Origin of the sequence: Haploplasma axanthum (assembly GCF_900660745.1) — a bacterium.
Classification (GTDB): domain Bacteria; phylum Bacillota_I; class Bacilli_A; order Acholeplasmatales; family Acholeplasmataceae; genus Haploplasma; species Haploplasma axanthum.
This window is the reverse complement of record NZ_LR215048.1, coordinates 1280278-1297879: the sequence shown is the minus strand read 5'-3', so window position 1 is coordinate 1297879 and position 17602 is coordinate 1280278. Positions and strand designations below refer to the sequence as shown.

Here is a 17602-nt window from a genome sequence, read left to right as displayed (position 1 = left end):
AATGGATAATATTGAAATAATAAAAAATAAAATCATTAATGACTCGGAAAATTTACAGTTCAAAAAACAAGGATATCAACCAATATTTATGGCAAATAAAAATGCGAAAATTTTAATTATTGGGCAAGCTCCAGGTCTTAAAACGCAAGAAAAAGGTTTTGTTTTTATGGATAAGAGTGGTGATAAGTTAAGAGAATGGCTAGGAATAACATATGATTATTTTTACAATTCAGGAGAAATAGCTGTTCTTCCATTGGATTTTTACTATCCTGGAAAAGCTAAGACAGGTGATTTACCTCCTCGAATTGAGTTTGCAGAAAAATGGCATAAATCAATTATTGATGAAATGCCTAATATTAAACTTACAATTTTAATTGGAACATATGCCTGTAAATATTATCTTGGAGATACATTTAGAGAAAACTTAACTGAAACAGTCAGAGCATATAGAGCATATTTGCCAAAGTATTTTCCTTTAGTTCATCCATCCCCATTAAACTTTAGATGGTTTAATAATAATAAGTGGTTTGGTGATGTAATAAAGGAGTTACAAGAGATTGTTAAAATAATAATATAATAAAAAGAAAGGTTTTAGTCTTTCTTTTTGTTTAATTCGATATTAATTTTCTCTTGTAGACTTTCTTTTTGAAATAGTAGATCATTAATTAGTTTTGTTTCTTTAATTACTTTTAAAGTTTTTATTGGTACTTGATATTTTGTTGGTCTTGTATACTTAGGGTCTCTAAGTGAGAAGAAAGCATCATCTGTTGCAACATCAAGCATTTTATTATCTAGAACAAAAGTTTTTTCAGTACTGAAAAGATGTGTTCCAAAATATAAGTCATTTTTACAATCTAAATCAAATAATTCAATTACAGATCTATAAATATCCATTTGACCTCTTACTAGTGGTTGGTTACCAGTAATTAAACCATTTTTGATGTTTGTAGCATGATCAATATCATTACTTGGAACATATAAAAAGCACATAACTTTTTGTAATAAATCACGTTCAAAAAGGGGATCTTTTTTAATATCTTTATTGAATAGTTTGTATAAATCGTTATTTCTAAGACCACTTCCATGATCACCATAGAATAAGTAAACGTTATTTGAATCTGTTACATTATTACCATTTCTATCTATAAACAATCTTTTGATAATATTATCATAATAGCTTGCAAAACTTAAATATTTATTTGTTAGAGGATTAAGTGTAGTATCTTGATCAATTAGTTCTTCATTTGGATGATATTCAAATGGTGTATGAGGCATCATTGTTATTGGAAAGTACATGTAATTATTTTTTTCATTTTTCATTAACTCATTAGTTTTTTCGAATAATTGGTAATCACTTGCCCAAGGACTAACATGAAATTTATTAGGTAAATATTCAAATTTATATAAGTGTGCAGTTCCGATTTTTCCGTGTGGAGTTAGATTATCAAATGATTCTAAACTATAAAAATCATTAAAATCGATTAAGTTCTTATAAGCATGATTACGGTTATAAAAAATTGCTTGATCACCATGAATAGCGAGTGTCTTATAATTCTTTTGGTTAAAATATTTAGGTAAGGTAGTAAGAGGGACAAATGATTTATATTTGTTTGTTACACGATTAAATGATTTCCAATAATAATTATCACTACCGCTAGGATATAATCCTGTTAAAGTTGTAACTTCTGCATCACTTGATACACCAATACCAACGCTAGTGTAGAAGTTATCAAAGACTAATGATTCTTTTAAAAGCTCTTTTAAAAATGGAAAGTTTTCCTCATCATTTTTTAAATCTAATAAAAATGAATTCATCGACTCCATTTGAATAAGAACTAAATTTTTACCTTTTAAAATGCCATGTAAATCACTATTTTTAATTAGTGAGTCATTAATTGTAATTGATTCTGCTAAGTCATTTTTTGTTAATCTATTACTATGTATGCTGTTATCTAATTGGTTTGTATAAGTTTTTTGATTTTTATTATATTTAGAAATCTTTAAAAATAGTTCGTCTTGATTATGAATATTAAGAAGTTTTTCGATATTTGGTTCAAAATTTGGTGATATCAAATGAATAATATAATATGGGTATACTCCATAATTTTGAATAGCATAAGTAGTTTGTGCACTTTTAATTGGAAGTTCTTTAATGAACATTTTCCGGTATAAAATATATGAAACTATTAAAAGAATAAGAGTTATTGTTACATATAAAGAATAAGTTCTAAAGTCAAAGTTAATAACAATATTTTTTAAATCATTACTTTCAATGAAAACGAGAACTAATGACATACTGATTGTTGGTATAAAAAGAAGTACTCGGTAATATTTAAATAATTCACCAATTATTTCACCGAATAAGCCCTTTGATATTCCAGCACTTGGATTTTTAAAAATATCAAAACCTGATTTAGAAAATACATTTCCATAATATAAGCTAAAAACACTAATAGCAAAAAAGAATATATTAAGAACAATCGATAGAATAAGAAGGTAGATAGTAATTGAATACATATCTTTAAATATAAATATTCCAATTGTTAAAAATAAAAGTAATGTACCAACATTTCCAAATAAAGCATTTAACTCACCAATAAAAGTATGCTTGAATGGAGCAATATAACGATTTAGTTTTTTATAAGTTAAAAAGTAAGTATTTATTGTATTAAATAAAATGAATGAGGTAAAGATTAAAGTTATTATTTGTAATGGTGTCATATGACCACTTCCTTATTAAACATTATACACTAAATAACAAAGATAGTTAAACATTTTTTGGGACTATTACATATAAAAAAAGATAAGTGATTATTTTCACTTATCTAGTGTAACTTGTTTTTTTGTTCGTGTTTTCTTTTTAGATGAGAAGAATTCACTTTCTTTTAAATGTTTCCAAACAACTAAAATAATTCCTCCAAGCGGAATTGAAAGAATAATTCCCCAAACTCCTAAAATATAACCAAAGAATAACATAAATACTAAGATCATTGCTGAATTAATATTCATTTCTTTTCCAGCAAGTTTTGGCATTATAATATTATCTTGTAAAAATTGAATTGATGCATTAAGTGAAAAGAGAATAATATTAGCTATTAAACCATTAACATGCCAATTGGGATTATATAAGAGGTTTGTTCCATTAACAGAGAAAACATAGATAATTGGGATTATCATTCCAATTGCTGGACCAATATAAGGAACTAAATCTAAGATGGCAATTAAGAATGCAAAGAGAATTACATATCCAATCGGTAAACCTAGAAGAGCGTAAACAAAAACAAATATTGAAAATAACATAACAATTGAAATCATTTTACTTTTAAAATATGAAACAATAACTTGGTTTGAATCTTCAATAATTGGAATAATATTTTTTTGCCACTTAGTTGGAATGTTTTCATTAATTTTATCAACAACGACTTCTTGAGCATTTAAGAAGTGCCATAAGAAAATAGGAACAAGAATTATTACTGAGATTGTTTGTAGAACTGTTGTTATAATTGAGTTTGTATTACCAATAAAATCTTTAATATCTAAACTAGTTATAAGCTCTTCAATCCATTCATAAACCTTATATAGATTATTATTGCTAAACCAAGTTTGGACAGAATGTATAAACGATTCACTAGTTATTTGATTATAAAGATCTACTCCCTTATCAATTAAGAAACTAACGATAAAGAAGACTAATGCAGCAATTACTGCAAATAAGATTGTCATTGTTATGATAATAGCACCTTTTTTACTTATACCTTTTTGTCGCATTAGCTTTCTTGCTAGTGGATTCACTAGATACATTAAAACTAAAGCAAAAAGAACTGGAGTTATAACAAGGCTAAATCCTTTTAAAATACGACTAATAATATTGTTTGGAAATGTAGCATTTAAAAGATGAAATAAATATAGAAAAGCTAAAACTGAAATAATACAAAGCATAATTCCTAAAAACTTTTTCACTTTATCACCTATTTTCTTTTGTATACTGAAATTATATCATAATATATTATTAATTCTTTACTATAAAGTAAAAATATAGTATTATATTAATGCGGGGATGTTAATGGATTCGTCAGGGCATCGTATGATGTATAAGCATGTCTTGGTTGCTCAAGTAAAAAAGCCGAGGTTAATTAATAACCGGAAACCAAAATTTACAATTAGCTGCCTAAGATAAGGTTCAGCTGGCAAAAATAAGCTCACTTACGGTTTATTGGCGCCCAAAGAAGTAAGTTATATCTAATAAACTCCTTTATATTAGACGAAACTAAAAAGGATAGTATTATTAACTTTTGTTTATTTAGTTAATGATATGAAATTATAAATGAACTAAACATGTAGAAAGTATATTTGAAAGTGTCTTGCACAGGGGTTCGACTCCCCTCATCTCCACCATATAAAATTAAGGGCTTTGTTAAGCCATAAATTCAACAAAAATTTTAAGAGTGCTTAAAAAGTGCTTAAAATTATAAATTACACCTATTTATGAGGTGTTTTTTATTTGTATATAAACTGAAAAAAAGAGTTATTAGCAATTTACTGTGTTTTTGGTATAACTATATAAGTAAAACTACATTTAAATATTTTTATAGTAGTATTAATACCGTGTGTTATGTTAAAAATGCGTAGTAATTGATATAATATAATAAATATTCGATTATAGTTTCAAAATTAACATAGGAGGATTTAATGAGAAAATTCAAATATCCATTTCAAAAAAGAATAAATAAGAAGTTACTAAGAAAAAGAATTATGCTGCTAGATGAAGAAAAAAGGAAAAAGTATAAAGCATATATATTATTTAGAAATCTTTTATCTGTTCTTTTTGTTGTTGTTGTTTTTATTTTGTTGATCGTTATGGCTATTTTCAGTGAAAAAATTGGACGAGCAATTGGTAAGTTCTTTACAGCTGTTGTAACATTACTTATTACCTTTATTGTACCCGGAGTATTCGTTATCTTTATATATTTAAAGTTAGAAAATAACTACTCATATCAATCACTTGGTAATATTCCAAGAAAAACGATTCAAGAGTGTAATAAATCATTAATGAAGTTTTATAAAGTATCAAGTAATTATATAATTACAAAATGTTATAATAGTTCAAATGATTTTCTAACTAATAAAGATGTAATATTGTTTTTCTATAAGAGTAAATTAAGGATTATTAATGATTTACATCTACAACAAAAGATTTTGGATGTTATGAATTTCGAATTGATGAAATAAGGGTTTACTATGAAAGAGAAGGAAAAATACTTAAAACTATTGTTAAGTCAGACAAATTGATGTTAACACTTGGTGGTAGAGCTAAGCCATTTATAAAAAAAGAAGAAAATAAGATTAAATTAGAAAAATAAAGGATTATAATGCTAATTAGATTAAATGACTTATAAGTCCAACTTTTTGTCCGCACCTCCTTTTGTCCATTCTTATCTTTACATTTATAATAATCACTGTTTATGATTTTTCAAATAGAAAAATGTCGTACTTTTTAGGCTAATAGATAGATAAATAGTGGAAAAAACCAGTAACTAAGAAAAGGTGAAAATATGATTGATAAAACAACAGATTCAAACTATACTTATAAACGAAAAACAAGTATTGATAACAATACACTAAAGTTCTCCTATGAATACGATTTAACAAAAGAAATAGTAGATGCAGATGTCGCTGATATGATTCTTTATACATGTCAAAGCGACATTGATTTACAAAAAATACTTGAAAGATACGATGAAGTTACACTTGATATTCTAGTTGAAATTGTTAATGAATATAGATTGTCACTTCTTAAGTAAAACATATGGAAGATTATTATAAAAGAAATTGATTATGAAAAATATATATGATTGGTAGTACAATGACAATTGGGAAAAACAATATATCGAGTGAATTTAGAAAAAAACTTAATAGCCCTTATACTTCAATTATAAAATAATACTTTAATCAAAAAAAACACTTAAAACATCATATGATCATATGAATAATTAATGATGATAAAAATAGTGACAGTCACGGTCGCTATTGTTTAACAAAGTATAAAAAAACTAATGATAGAGTATATATATATATATATACCTTTAAGGAAATGAAATTATACTTTTTATTATGCTCTATCTAATCACAATCAATCATTTACTAAAAGCCTTGAGAATTTAAAAAGCAACCTTTCAAAAATGAGTTTTAATATGATTAAAAAAACATTGATACCTGTTTTAAACAAAAAATGATAAGTTTAATGTTGTATCATCATCAGCAATTGTGAATGATTTCTTGAATGAAATGATGATATTAACAGACAAAGAATATCAATTTCTGGAGTTGGCACAAAATAGTATTTTTCATTTAGAATTGCTTTTTGAAAAAGAGACTGCTGACAAATTAATGAGTCATCCAAGAATCAAATGGATTATCCAAAACAAAGAAGTAAATGATGCATCTACGACTAACTAAAAAACAAATGAATGGTTAAATAAGTGGTGAGTAAAAATGAAAAATTTAAAAATAAAATTAATAGTTACTATTTTATCAATAATGTTATTTGCTATAGATATAGTTTTATATTGCACTGACAATTCTATGGATTGGAATATAGAAAAAATTACTTCATTTATCTTTATATCTATTTGGATTTGTTCAATTCCACAAATGTTAACTTATTATTTTTTCAAAATAAAAAATTCTAAAATAAAATATAGTGTGAGTTTGGGATATGAAGTTGGAATTAGGAGATTTTTAGGGTTCATATTTGCGCCGTTTTATGGGATTAAGTTTTACATTGTAGACTTGAATGACTTGAAATATAATGGTGAGTTTTTTTTTAAAATTCTAAAAAAACAAAATTACTAGATTAAGTAATTAGTTTATGATAGAATAATTAATAATTACAATGCATTAAAAATGAAGTTGTTAATTAACAATAACTAGTAATAGAGGAGGAAGTATGAAAAAAAATTTAATAACGATGATAACTGTAATCATCACCCTTTCTTTAGCGGTATTAGGTTTTGTCTTAGGTGGATTTGAATTTAGTAAACTTCAATTAGAGACATTATTGATATTGGCTGCTATCTGTGCATTCAGTGTATTATTTTGCTTCATAGTTGGTGAACTAACAATGAATAATTCTCAGGTGGATAAATTATGGTCAATTTTGCCTATAGCATATGCATGGGTTATGGCTATAAAAGGTGGTATGGATCTAAGAATAGTTATTATGGCAGTTCTTATTACTCTTTGGGGTATTAGACTTACATATAATTTTGCTAAAAAAGGTGCATATTCAATTAAATTTTGGTCAGGTGAAGAAGATTATCGATGGGTTGTATTAAAGAATAATCCTAAGTTAAATAAAAGATGGAAATGGGGATTATTTAATTTCTTCTTTATATCTTTATACCAAAACGCATTAATCCTAGCAATTACATTACCATTACTTGCTGTTATGGAGTCTACAGTTGCACTTAACGTATTTGATATTTTAGTTGCAGTTCTTTTGTTTGGTTTTATTGTATTAGAGTCTGTTGCTGATAGGCAACAAATGGCATTTCAAACTAAGAAGTATGAATTACTAAAGAAAGAAAAAGACTTAAGCAAGTTACCAAGTCCTTATAATAAAGGATTTAATACACAAGGTTTATGGGGACGTTCAAGACATCCAAACTATTTTTCAGAACAATCAATCTGGGTTGTTTTATACCTATTTACAATTAGTGCAGGAGTAACAACGCATTTCTTATTCAACTGGACTTTAGTTGGTTCTATGTTATTAATCTTACTATTTATAGGTAGTTCAAAGTTTTCTGAAAGTATTACTTTGAAAAAATATCCTGAATACGAAAATTATATTAATAAAGTTTCTAAGTATGTTCCACTTAGAAAGTATAAAGACTAAAAAAAGAGCTTGATCACCTTAATTGATGATTAAGCTTTTTAAATATTATTATTGTTAGAATAAGCATATTTGAAATAACTATTAAATTAACAATGAAAAAACTAAACTTAAAATATTAGCAACAACTGCATAAAGTAACGAACGATATTTTCCATGCTCTTTTAGATATAATCTATAAATGACTATTTCTGAAAGAAGAACTAGAATTTCACCAATAATTAATGCAGCTATATACGCAAAACTACCATTATAATATATTGCAATGAATAATCCAAATGTTAAAATTATTTGAGTAATTAAATTTGTAATTATTACAAGTACATATGATGCTTTCTTTTTGTAGCTAAATAAGAATAAGACGAAAACTTCAATAATGACTGTAAGTACTAATCTTACTAAAAGACCAGAAAGAGTTTTCCAATAATTATGAACTTCTCTTATAGTGATGTTTTGATCATAGATTACTAAACTATCAGATTTTTCAACTTTTAAATTAGACAAATCGATTGTTGTTGATGAATCAAAAGCTCTAACACTTATTTCATTTGTAATAAACATTGTATTAGATTCTAAGTCGTAGATCATTACTTTAAAAGTTCTAGGCATACGATATCCGAAATTATAATAATGACTGTTACCTTTGCTCTCCAAATACTTAGACCAAAATGGTGCACCATTATTAATGGTTGCTGAAACATAACCATTATATGATTTATCAACAAGGAAATCTTTTAAGTATTCAAAACTATCATTTCGTTCTTCCAATACATCAAATTCATATTCTCTATTATTCCCTTTAATTAAAAGTTCAATATAAAGTCTTTTATCACTATAACTATTAATCATTAGTTTTAATGATGGTTTAGGACCCATATCTGCTTTAACTAAAGGACCTATTGATATGAAACTTAAAACAAATAATAATATTAAAATTATCCTTTTTTTCATTTCAACCTCCAATATTTAATTTTTGTTAGTATCTTATAAAATGATTATATCCTAAAAATGCATCTAATGCAAATTTGAGTAAAATTTAAGTATAAATATAAGTGTTGATAGACACTATCAAACTATTATAATAACGGTATTATATATAATATTCAGATTAAATGATTTATAATAAAAATAAAAAGGAGTTTATATGAAGATCATATTGATTAGACATGGTGAACCAAACTATGAAGAAGTTAGAAAATGGGGAAATATTGGGTTAGGATTTGAATTAGCAAAACTAACTGATAAGGGTGTAAAGCAAGCAGAAGATAGATCAAAAGATGAAAGTTTATTTGATGCGGATCTAATTATTTCTTCACCATATACTAGAGCATTACAAACAGCAGCAATTCTATCAAAAAATCTTAATATATCATTAGAAGTTGAAACGGATTTACATGAATGGTTTGCAGATACAAAATTTTTATTTGATTATGATGTTTTTAAAGCTTCAGAAGAGTTTTATGCTAATAAAGGAATATTAACTAATAATAGTAAATATCGTTTTGAACCGATTGATATTATTAGAAAGAGAGTTCTAAATGTTTTAAATAAATATCAACATTTTGAAAAGATTATTGTCGTTTGTCATGGGATTGTTATGGGAAGTATGACAAGTATTGATGACATGATTGAACATTGTGGAGTTAGAGAGATCGAATTATAGCGTAAATACATCTATTTAGGTGTATTTTTCTTTTTAATTAGTTTTAAATTATCTTTTATGGTATACTCTTTTTGTTATAAAATTTGATAAAAAGAAATGAGAGATTTAATGAACGAATTTAATGATTTAAAAATTAATGAATTAATATTAAAAGCAATTAAAGAAAGTGGATATATTAATCCAACACCAATCCAGAAACAAGCGATACCTAAGTTATTGGAAGGGGCGGATTTACTTGCGAGCGCTCAAACAGGAACAGGTAAAACAGCTGCTTTTGCAATTCCAATGATTGAACATATAAATAATTTAAATGTTGATGCTAAAAAGCATGATATAAAAGGGTTAATCTTAACACCAACAAGAGAATTAGCTAACCAAATATTTGATAATTTTAATAATTATAGTAAATATTTAAAAATCAAAACTAATGTAATATATGGTGGAGTATCTCAAAAAAGACAAGAAGATAATCTTGCTAAAGGAACTGATATTTTAGTTGCTACTCCAGGAAGATTATTAGATTTAATTAATCAAAGAATTATTAACTTATCAAAAGTTAAGTTCTTAGTTTTAGACGAAGCAGATCAAATGCTTGATATGGGATTTATTAAAGATGTATATCGTATTATTAAATATATACCAAAAGAAAGACAAACAATGCTCTTTTCAGCAACAATGCCAAAAAGTATTGAAGAATTGTCAAATGATATATTAAATAATCCAATTAGGGTTGCAGTTACACCGGTTGCTAAAACATTAGATGTAATTACACAAGAATTATATTATGTTCCTAAAAAACAAAAATTAAAACTTTTATTTGATTTAATTGTCGATAATAAAATGACTTCTGTTTTAGTATTTGCTAAAACAAAGCGTGGCGCTAATGCAATTGCTAAAGATTTAATTGATGGTGGAATGAACGCTTTAGCAATTCATGGTAATAAGTCACAAAACGCTAGAGAAAAAGCATTAGATAATTTTAAAAAAGGAACAACAAGAGTTTTAGTTGCTACTGATATTGCAGCAAGAGGAATTGATATTGATAAACTGCAATATGTGTTTAATTATGATTTACCTGATACACCAGAAACTTACATCCATAGAATTGGAAGAACTGGTAGAGCAGGAGAACTTGGAAAATCTATTTCATTTTGTGATCCATCAGAACTTGGGTTATTGAAAGAAATTGAAAAGCATATTAAACAAAAAATTACTGTTATTACAGACCATCCTGATCATATTAAAAATATTGAGTCACAAAAAGTAACTCCAAAAAGTAATTCAAATAAAAACAGTAGCTCTAAGAATACTACTAGAAGCAATAATAATTTTGGTAATAAAAGAAGTAATCAAAATAAATCAAAAACAAATAATGATAAAAATAAAAAAAGAAGGTATTATCCAAAAGGAAATAAATAATCTTTTGTTCATGATATAATAAAACAAAAAGGTGGTTTTATTATGAAATGGAATAATGTTTCTGAGTACCTAAATACCCTTCCTATTGATGTTAAAACTAAATTAGAAGAGTTAAGAAAATTTGTCTTATCGTTAGATAAAAGAATTGAAGAATCAATTAGTTATAATATGCCAACATATAAAATTGGAAAACCAGTATTTTATTTTTATGCGTATGAAAAACATATTGGAATATACCCATTACCCGATTCAATTACACATTTTAGTGATAAACTTACCAAATACAAGAAATCAAAAGGTGCATTTCAAATTCCAATTGATCAAGATATTCCTTTTGATTTAATTAAAGAATTAGTTACATTCAATATTAATAATTTAAAGTAAAAACACAGATTTTATTCTGTGTTTTATTTATATAAACGATTATGATTTATTCCCCACTCATGTAATTTTATTAAAATATCTTTTAAACTCATTCCATATTCAGTCATTTCATAAGTAACTTTTAGAGGAATTGTTTCATACTGAGTTCTTTTTACAATCTGATTATTTTCAAGTTCTTTTAACTCCTTAGCAAGCATTCTAGGAGTAATTCCATTAATTAAACGCTCGAGTTCATTAAATCTTTTAGAACCGTTAGATATTAAAGTGAAAAGAATTGCAGGCTTCCATTTACCAGATATAATTGATAATGCATCATTAACTTCACAATTTGTTTTTTTCATTTTTACTCCTTTTACTATATAAAAAGCATTAACTATACTTTTTATAGTACCTAGTGATATAATTATTATACATTAGATTTAAGGAGAAAGCAAATATGAAGAAATTAGAGTTTGGATTATATTCACTTGGAGATTACGTAAGTGATGCAAAAAGTGGTTTGAAAATTAGTGAACAAGAAAGAATTGAAAATATTATCGAAGCTGCAAAACTAGCAGAACAATATGGATTAGATGTTTTTTCCCTAGGTGAATCACATCAAGAACACTTTATATCACAAGCACATGCTTTAATATTAGCAGCAATGGCACGTGAAACAAAAAACATTCGAATCTCAAGTTCGGCAACAATTATTTCAACATCAGATCCAGTTAGAGTTTATGAAGATTTTGCAACCCTAGATATATTATCAAATGGAAGAACTGAACTAGTAGCTGGAAGAGCATCAAGAGTTGGATTATTTAGTTTATTAGGATATGATTTGCGTGATTATGAAGAATTATTTGAAGAAAAATTTCAATTATTACTTAAATTATTTAAAGAGAAAAAAATAACATGGGAAGGTAAATTTAGAGCACCACTTAATGATGCAGTTGTTTATCCTAAACCTCTCCAAAAAGATTTCCCGATTTGGAGAGCAGTAGGTGGAACAATTAATAGCGCTGTAATGGCAGGTAGACAAGGAGTTCCAATGACACTTGCAACACTCGCTGGTCCGGTTATGTATTTTAATCAAAATGTTCAAGCATATCGAAAGTTTTTTACTGACAATCATCCTAATTTAAAACCTAGAGTTGCTATTGATACATTCTTATATGTTGCCGATACAGATGAAGAAGCATTTAAAACATATTATCAATATGCAAACCATTCATTAAAAATGGCAAATGGTACTGGTCTTAGAAAAGAATCATATATGAATGTTTTAGATGTTAGAGATGTAATGCTTGTTGGTAGTGTTGAAACAATTATTAAAAAGATAGTTTACCAATATCGTGTATATAAGCATGAACGTCATTTATTCCAAATTGATTTAGGTGGAATGCCATTTAATGAAGTTAAAAGAATGATTAAAGTTATAGGTGAAGAAATTATTCCGGGTGTCAACAAAATATTAAGTGAGGAAGAATAATGAAAATATTAGGTATAAATGGAACTGTTTTTGGTTCTAAAACAAAAATCGCTTTAGAAGCATTAGAATTTAATAGTAAAGTAGAATATGAAATAATTGACTTAGCAAATTATACTGATTTACCATTTGCAGATGGAAGAGTGCTTTTAGACTATGATCTAAAAACACAAGAACTGATTAATAAAATTAGTGATGCAGATGGATTAGTTATTGGTACACCAATCTTTCAAGCATCAATTCCAGGAGCATTAAAGAATTTGTTTGATTTAATGCCTCAAGATACACTGATAAATAAAACTGTTGGAATAGTAGCAGCTGCAGGTTCAGAAAAACATTATTTAGTTCCAGAACAAATGTTATTACCAATCTTGAATTATATGAAAGCAAATGTAATAAATAAATATGTTTATATTACACCTCTTTCTTATGATGGAAATAAAATAAACGATGATGGAATATCTTTAAGATTAGAAGCACTATCTAAAAGAATGATTGATACAATTACATATCAAAAGTCAATTAAGCCTGAATTTGACTTTTAACGATAAAAAAAGATTAGAATTTCAAACTCTAATCTTTTATTTTTACTTATAAATCACTGTATCACTTAATGGTAATCGGTATGATTGATACCCAGACTCATCACTTTTACCAACTGAAAGGATTAGTACCGGATGTAAATGCTTATCGATGTTTAATGCCTCATTTATTAATGATCTATTAAAGCCACCAATTGGGCAAGTATCATAACCATATTCTCTCGCAACCAACATGAATTGCATAGCAAACAATCCACCATCTAATATACCATCATGTAGTACTTTTGTTTCTGGAACTGTTTTTTTGATTTCACTAATTCTTGATAATTGTGAATCCATTACTTCTTTAGGTATTATTCCTAAATCAAATGCTGATTTAAAAATTTTATCTGCCTTATCATATTTATTTAAATCTGTAAAAATGACAATGAAGTGAGAAGCAGTATCTAACTGAAGTTGATTACCAAAAAGAATTGGTCTAATTTTTTCTTTCGCTTCATTACTTTCTAAAACAACTAAACGAGTTGGTTGTAGATTCATTGAACTTGGTGCACGCATTGCAACTTCAATCATTTCATTTAAAGTATTTTTATCAATTTTTACATCTTTTTTATATTTTCTTATTGAACGTCTATCTAAAAATATCGACATCTATATTCCTCCGTTTCTTGATAAATTATAACATACAGTAAAAAAAATAACCTTAAATATGAAAATAAGAAAATGCTTAAGTTGAATTATTATTTTGTGCTATAATTAAAGAAGAAAATTTGAATGAATCGGGTAGATAATATGAAAATAGTTTTAGAATTATTTATTATTTTAATCTTTACTTTACTAGGAGAATTAATTGCTTCAATTTTGCCTTTTAGTTTTCCTGGAAGTGTAATTGGATTATTACTTTTATTTGTTGCTTTAATGACTAAAATAGTTAAAGTTGATCAAATAAAAGATGTTTCAAAATGGTTACAAAAGAACATGGCATTTTTGTTTGTTCCATTATGCGTTGGTATTATGCAATACTTTGATATTATAAAAGTAAGCTGGTTTGAAATCCTTTTAATTTTAGTTGTATCAACAATCATAACATTAATAACAACCGCAGTTATTGCAGAAAAGGGTGTTAAACATGAATGATATAACATGGAGTATAACAATAACTTTCGGAATATATTTATTATGTACGTTTATTCAAAAGAAAACGAAACTTTCAGTACTAAATCCATTATTAATTAGTTCAATATTTATCATGATTATTTTAATTGTTTTTAAAATTGATTATCATAGATATAAAACTGGTGCAAGTTTCATTACATTTTTAATAGGACCTGCAACTGTTTCATTAGCTGTCCCACTATATCAAAACTTAGAATTATTAAAAAAGAATTGGAAAATTGTTTTATTAACTATTTTTTCGGGAGTAATTGTTCATGCATTAGTTATTGGAGTATTAGCAGTAATTCTAAGATTAAGTGATGCAATGGTTGCTACAGTAGTACCAAAATCAGTAACAACAGCAATTGCCCTTGATATCTCAAAGGGATTATCAGGAATTGAGAACTTAACGGTTGCCATCGTGATTATTACTGGAATTCTTGGTGCAGTAGTATCACCATTTATCTTTAAAGTATTTAAAATTAATAGCCCAATTGCACAAGGCTTATCATTAGGATCAGCAGCACATGCTGTTGGAACTTCAAGAGCTGCTGAACTTGGAGAAGTTCATGCAAGCATGGCAACATTATCTTTAATTATTACAGGAATAACAACCGTTATTATATCCCCATTAGTATATAATATTATTGTTAGTTTATTTTAAAATAAATTTGTATTATTAAAGGCTGTTTTACAAACAGCTTTTTTGTTTATATATATAAATGTAATAAGAGCCCAATTCAATTAACATGTTAAATATTCTTGAAAATAAAATAAAATAATGATATACTCAAATTATAATACACATGTTGGGGGATATGTAGATGAAAAAAATAGTTTTAGCAATAATAATATTATTTATATCAGTAACGTTAATAAGTTGTAGTGGTAAACACTATCCTTATGAGTCTGGAGATTTTCTTTATTCAAAAATTGGAGTTGCAAATCCAGATGTAAATATAGCGATAATTGGATTAAGTGAAGAAGGAAAGAAAAAAGAAACACTAATATTTCCTACTATACTTGATGGTTTTTATGTTACTAAAATTGGAACTATATTTGCTAGTGGTAGTAAACCAATAGAAATTAGTAATGCAAAAAGTGTTTATTTTCCATCGACTATAATCTTAAGAAGTTCAATTAAATACCAACATACAGAAGAACAAGAAGTGAATGTATATATTGGATCAAGATTTCCTGATACAAATTTGTATCCAATAAAGGAGTATTTAAAAAACAGTAAAATATTTATCAACTATGAATACTTGATTGAAGAAGAAAAAATAGGACATGATGCGTGGTATAACTATATACCAGCTAATATTGCATATTATATTGGAAATGAAGAAAGAGATTTATTCTTTGTAGATGATGCGGATGGAACAAAAGTAAATGTAATACCACCAGATCCATATAAAGAAGGATATAACTTTATGGGATGGTATAAAGAGATAGAAGGAATAAATAAATGGGATTTTGAGAATGATATTATACCAAGCAAGCAATATGATGAAGAAGGAGAGTATCAGTTTATAGAAACTAAAATATATGCTAAGTGGGTGGTGAAACAATGAAAAAAATAATTTTAGCAATAATACTAGTATTTATATCAATGACTCTGATAAGTTGTAAGGGTAGATATTATCCGAGAGAGTCTGGAGATTTCTTATATACAAAACTTGGTGTTGTAAATCCTGATGTAAATTTAGCAATAGTAGGGTTAAGTGAAGAAGGAAAGAAAAAAGAAACTTTGATATTTCCTACAATACTTGATGGTTTTCATGCTAAGTTTATTGGAACTAGATTTGCAAGTGGTAATAAACCGATAGAAATTAGTAATGCAAAAAGTGTTTATTTTCCATCGACTATAATCTTAAGAAGTTCAATTAAATACCAACATACAGAAGAACAAAATCTTAACATATATTTTGGATATAGATTTCCAGATCCAGCTATGTATCCATATAAAGAACAAATAAAAAACAGTAAAATATTTGTTAAGTACGAGTATTTAATGGAAGAAATTGCACTTGGATATGATAATAGATATAACTACATACCAGCTAATATTGCATATTATATAGGCAATAATGAGGAAGATGATTTATTCTTTGTAGATGATACAGATGGAACAAAGGTGAATGTAATACCACCAGATCCATATAAAGAAGGATATAACTTTATAGGATGGTATAAAGAGATAGAAGGAATAAATAAATGGGATTTTGAGAATGATATTATACCAAGCAAGCAATATGATGAAGAAGGAGAGTATCAGTTTATAGAAACTAAAATATATGCTAAGTGGGAGGTGAAACAATGAAAAAAATAATTTTAGCAATAATAATATTATTTATATCTGTAGCATTGATAAGTTGTAAGGGTAGATATTATCCAAGAGAGTCTGGAGATTTCCTTTATACGAAACTTGGTGTAACAAATCCAGATGTTAATTTAGCAATAGTAGGGTTAAGTGAAGAAGGAAAGAAAAAAGAAACATTGATATTTCCTACAATACTTGATGGTTTTCATGCTAAGTTTATTGGGACTAGATTAGCAAGTGGTAATAAACCAATTGAAATCGATAATGCAAAAAACATTTATTTTCCATCAACAATAAATTTAAGCACTTCAATCAAATATAACCATACTGCAGAACAAGAAGTGAATGTATACCTTAGTTCTATATCGCCAATGATAAGTTTTTATGCACAAATTTACACATTAAAATATAGTAAACTTTTTGTTAATTATAATTTTTTAAAAGAGATTCAAAATATTGACGTATATAAAAAATATAATTACATACCAGCAAATATTACATATTATATAGGAAATGAAGAATATGACTTATTCTTTGTAGATGATGCGGATGGAACAAAAGTAAATGTAATACCACCAGATCCATATAAAGAAGGATATAACTTTATGGGATGGTATAAAGAGTTAGAAGGAATAAATAAATGGGATTTTGAAAATGATATTATACCAAGCAAGCAATATGATGAAGAAGGAGTGTATCAGTTTATAGAAACTAAAATATATGCTAAGTGGGAAAGAATAGGAGATAAATAGTA

21 protein-coding genes and 1 other RNA gene are annotated in these 17602 nt (G+C 26.6%); 17 read left to right on the top strand and 5 right to left on the bottom strand.

What is annotated here, in order from left to right; all coding sequences use genetic code 11:
- Position 1: 1 nt before the first annotated feature.
- Positions 2-577: a uracil-DNA glycosylase family protein gene (locus EXC62_RS06070; RefSeq protein WP_026391109.1), complete on the top strand. Its 576-nt coding sequence runs from the start codon at positions 2-4 to the stop codon at positions 575-577.
- Between the two features lie 14 nt (positions 578-591).
- Here the strand turns inward: EXC62_RS06070 and EXC62_RS06065 are convergent, their stop codons facing one another.
- Both EXC62_RS06065 and EXC62_RS06060 read right to left on the bottom strand, forming a co-directional pair.
- Positions 592-2721: an LTA synthase family protein gene (locus tag EXC62_RS06065; protein ID WP_026391108.1), complete on the bottom strand. Its 2130-nt coding sequence runs from the start codon at positions 2719-2721 to the stop codon at positions 592-594.
- Between the two features lie 96 nt (positions 2722-2817).
- On the bottom strand, positions 2818-3960 hold the full coding sequence (locus tag EXC62_RS06060) for an AI-2E family transporter (RefSeq protein WP_162140316.1): 1143 nt from the start codon (positions 3958-3960) through the stop codon (positions 2818-2820).
- 93 nt (positions 3961-4053) lie between these two features.
- Here EXC62_RS06060 and ssrA point away from each other — a divergent pair.
- From ssrA to EXC62_RS06035, 6 genes are all read left to right on the top strand, one after another.
- Positions 4054-4395: a transfer-messenger RNA gene (gene ssrA / locus EXC62_RS06055) on the top strand.
- Positions 4396-4689: 294 nt separating this feature from the next.
- Positions 4690-5229 (top strand): hypothetical protein, encoded by a 540-nt coding sequence (locus EXC62_RS06050; RefSeq protein WP_026391106.1) that lies wholly within the window; start codon positions 4690-4692, stop codon positions 5227-5229.
- Positions 5230-5552: 323 nt separating this feature from the next.
- Positions 5553-5801, top strand: a complete 249-nt coding sequence (locus EXC62_RS06045; protein ID WP_026391105.1) for a hypothetical protein — start codon at positions 5553-5555, stop codon at positions 5799-5801.
- A gap of 475 nt (positions 5802-6276) precedes the next feature.
- Complete coding sequence (locus EXC62_RS08860) at positions 6277-6456, top strand: hypothetical protein (RefSeq protein ID WP_026391104.1); 180 nt, start codon at positions 6277-6279, stop codon at positions 6454-6456.
- 36 nt (positions 6457-6492) lie between these two features.
- A complete protein-coding gene (locus EXC62_RS06040; protein WP_026391103.1) occupies positions 6493-6852 on the top strand; it encodes a hypothetical protein in 360 nt (119 codons plus the stop codon).
- Between the two features lie 94 nt (positions 6853-6946).
- Positions 6947-7897: a DUF1295 domain-containing protein gene (locus EXC62_RS06035; RefSeq protein ID WP_026391102.1), complete on the top strand. Its 951-nt coding sequence runs from the start codon at positions 6947-6949 to the stop codon at positions 7895-7897.
- 81 nt (positions 7898-7978) lie between these two features.
- On the opposite strand, the gene EXC62_RS06030 is transcribed toward EXC62_RS06035, so the two are convergent.
- A complete protein-coding gene (locus EXC62_RS06030; protein ID WP_026391101.1) occupies positions 7979-8845 on the bottom strand; it encodes a hypothetical protein in 867 nt (288 codons plus the stop codon).
- A 193-nt stretch (positions 8846-9038) separates the two neighbouring features.
- Between EXC62_RS06030 and EXC62_RS06025 the strand changes: the two genes are divergently transcribed.
- From EXC62_RS06025 to EXC62_RS06015, 3 genes are all read left to right on the top strand, one after another.
- Positions 9039-9557, top strand: a complete 519-nt coding sequence (locus tag EXC62_RS06025) for a histidine phosphatase family protein (RefSeq protein ID WP_026391100.1) — start codon at positions 9039-9041, stop codon at positions 9555-9557.
- A gap of 108 nt (positions 9558-9665) precedes the next feature.
- Positions 9666-10976, top strand: coding sequence for a DEAD/DEAH box helicase (locus tag EXC62_RS06020; RefSeq protein WP_035375913.1), 1311 nt, complete (start codon positions 9666-9668; stop codon positions 10974-10976).
- Between the two features lie 42 nt (positions 10977-11018).
- Entirely contained in the window at positions 11019-11360 is a 342-nt protein-coding gene (locus EXC62_RS06015; protein WP_035375912.1) for an iron chaperone, read from the top strand.
- Positions 11361-11383: 23 nt separating this feature from the next.
- Here the strand turns inward: EXC62_RS06015 and EXC62_RS06010 are convergent, their stop codons facing one another.
- A complete protein-coding gene (locus EXC62_RS06010) occupies positions 11384-11701 on the bottom strand; it encodes a winged helix-turn-helix transcriptional regulator (protein ID WP_026391097.1) in 318 nt (105 codons plus the stop codon).
- Positions 11702-11796: 95 nt separating this feature from the next.
- On the opposite strand from EXC62_RS06010, the gene EXC62_RS06005 reads away from it, so the two are divergent.
- Together EXC62_RS06005 and EXC62_RS06000 are read left to right on the top strand one after the other, a co-directional pair.
- On the top strand, positions 11797-12831 hold the full coding sequence (locus EXC62_RS06005) for an LLM class flavin-dependent oxidoreductase (protein WP_026391096.1): 1035 nt from the start codon (positions 11797-11799) through the stop codon (positions 12829-12831).
- Complete coding sequence (locus EXC62_RS06000) at positions 12831-13373, top strand: NADPH-dependent FMN reductase (RefSeq protein ID WP_026391095.1); 543 nt, start codon at positions 12831-12833, stop codon at positions 13371-13373. Before EXC62_RS06005 ends, EXC62_RS06000 begins: the two co-directional genes overlap by 1 nt.
- A 42-nt stretch (positions 13374-13415) precedes the next feature.
- Here EXC62_RS06000 and EXC62_RS05995 read toward each other — a convergent pair whose 3' ends face one another.
- Complete coding sequence (locus tag EXC62_RS05995; protein ID WP_026391094.1) at positions 13416-14021, bottom strand: nitroreductase family protein; 606 nt, start codon at positions 14019-14021, stop codon at positions 13416-13418.
- Positions 14022-14144: 123 nt separating this feature from the next.
- On the opposite strand from EXC62_RS05995, the gene EXC62_RS05990 reads away from it, so the two are divergent.
- From EXC62_RS05990 to EXC62_RS05970, 5 genes are all read left to right on the top strand, one after another.
- The gene (locus EXC62_RS05990) at positions 14145-14507 is read left to right on the top strand and encodes a CidA/LrgA family protein (RefSeq protein ID WP_197724333.1); all 363 of its coding nucleotides are present in this window, start codon (positions 14145-14147) and stop codon (positions 14505-14507) included.
- On the top strand, positions 14500-15189 hold the full coding sequence (locus EXC62_RS05985; RefSeq protein ID WP_026391093.1) for an LrgB family protein: 690 nt from the start codon (positions 14500-14502) through the stop codon (positions 15187-15189). The genes EXC62_RS05990 and EXC62_RS05985 overlap by 8 nt, the downstream gene beginning before the upstream one ends.
- A gap of 160 nt (positions 15190-15349) precedes the next feature.
- Positions 15350-16099, top strand: a complete 750-nt coding sequence (locus EXC62_RS05980) for an InlB B-repeat-containing protein (RefSeq protein WP_162849140.1) — start codon at positions 15350-15352, stop codon at positions 16097-16099.
- A complete protein-coding gene (locus EXC62_RS05975) occupies positions 16096-16848 on the top strand; it encodes an InlB B-repeat-containing protein (RefSeq protein WP_162849139.1) in 753 nt (250 codons plus the stop codon). The genes EXC62_RS05980 and EXC62_RS05975 overlap by 4 nt, the downstream gene beginning before the upstream one ends.
- Entirely contained in the window at positions 16845-17600 is a 756-nt protein-coding gene (locus tag EXC62_RS05970; RefSeq protein ID WP_129747520.1) for an InlB B-repeat-containing protein, read from the top strand. The genes EXC62_RS05975 and EXC62_RS05970 overlap by 4 nt, the downstream gene beginning before the upstream one ends.
- Positions 17601-17602 lie beyond the last annotated feature (2 nt).

Bases quoted from the DNA above. Each gene is read 5' to 3' on its own strand.
- EXC62_RS06040 (WP_026391103.1), top strand. From the start codon at position 6,493: ATGAAAAATTTAAAAATAAAATTAATAGTTACTATTTTATCAATAATG.
- EXC62_RS06035 (WP_026391102.1), top strand. From the start codon at position 6,947: ATGAAAAAAAATTTAATAACGATGATAACTGTAATCATCACCCTTTCT.
- EXC62_RS06010 (WP_026391097.1), bottom strand. From the start codon at position 11,701: ATGAAAAAAACAAATTGTGAAGTTAATGATGCATTATCAATTATATCT.
- EXC62_RS06000 (WP_026391095.1), top strand. From the start codon at position 12,831: ATGAAAATATTAGGTATAAATGGAACTGTTTTTGGTTCTAAAACAAAA.
- EXC62_RS06065 (WP_026391108.1), bottom strand. From the start codon at position 2,721: ATGACACCATTACAAATAATAACTTTAATCTTTACCTCATTCATTTTA.
- EXC62_RS06020 (WP_035375913.1), top strand. From the start codon at position 9,666: ATGAACGAATTTAATGATTTAAAAATTAATGAATTAATATTAAAAGCA.
- EXC62_RS05985 (WP_026391093.1), top strand. From the start codon at position 14,500: ATGAATGATATAACATGGAGTATAACAATAACTTTCGGAATATATTTA.
- EXC62_RS06015 (WP_035375912.1), top strand. From the start codon at position 11,019: ATGAAATGGAATAATGTTTCTGAGTACCTAAATACCCTTCCTATTGAT.
- EXC62_RS05970 (WP_129747520.1), top strand. From the start codon at position 16,845: ATGAAAAAAATAATTTTAGCAATAATAATATTATTTATATCTGTAGCA.
- EXC62_RS05995 (WP_026391094.1), bottom strand. From the start codon at position 14,021: ATGTCGATATTTTTAGATAGACGTTCAATAAGAAAATATAAAAAAGAT.
- EXC62_RS05990 (WP_197724333.1), top strand. From the start codon at position 14,145: ATGAATCGGGTAGATAATATGAAAATAGTTTTAGAATTATTTATTATT.
- EXC62_RS06045 (WP_026391105.1), top strand. From the start codon at position 5,553: ATGATTGATAAAACAACAGATTCAAACTATACTTATAAACGAAAAACA.
- EXC62_RS06030 (WP_026391101.1), bottom strand. From the start codon at position 8,845: ATGAAAAAAAGGATAATTTTAATATTATTATTTGTTTTAAGTTTCATA.
- EXC62_RS06070 (WP_026391109.1), top strand. From the start codon at position 2: ATGGATAATATTGAAATAATAAAAAATAAAATCATTAATGACTCGGAA.
- EXC62_RS06025 (WP_026391100.1), top strand. From the start codon at position 9,039: ATGAAGATCATATTGATTAGACATGGTGAACCAAACTATGAAGAAGTT.
- EXC62_RS05980 (WP_162849140.1), top strand. From the start codon at position 15,350: ATGAAAAAAATAGTTTTAGCAATAATAATATTATTTATATCAGTAACG.
- EXC62_RS06005 (WP_026391096.1), top strand. From the start codon at position 11,797: ATGAAGAAATTAGAGTTTGGATTATATTCACTTGGAGATTACGTAAGT.
- EXC62_RS06050 (WP_026391106.1), top strand. From the start codon at position 4,690: ATGAGAAAATTCAAATATCCATTTCAAAAAAGAATAAATAAGAAGTTA.
- EXC62_RS05975 (WP_162849139.1), top strand. From the start codon at position 16,096: ATGAAAAAAATAATTTTAGCAATAATACTAGTATTTATATCAATGACT.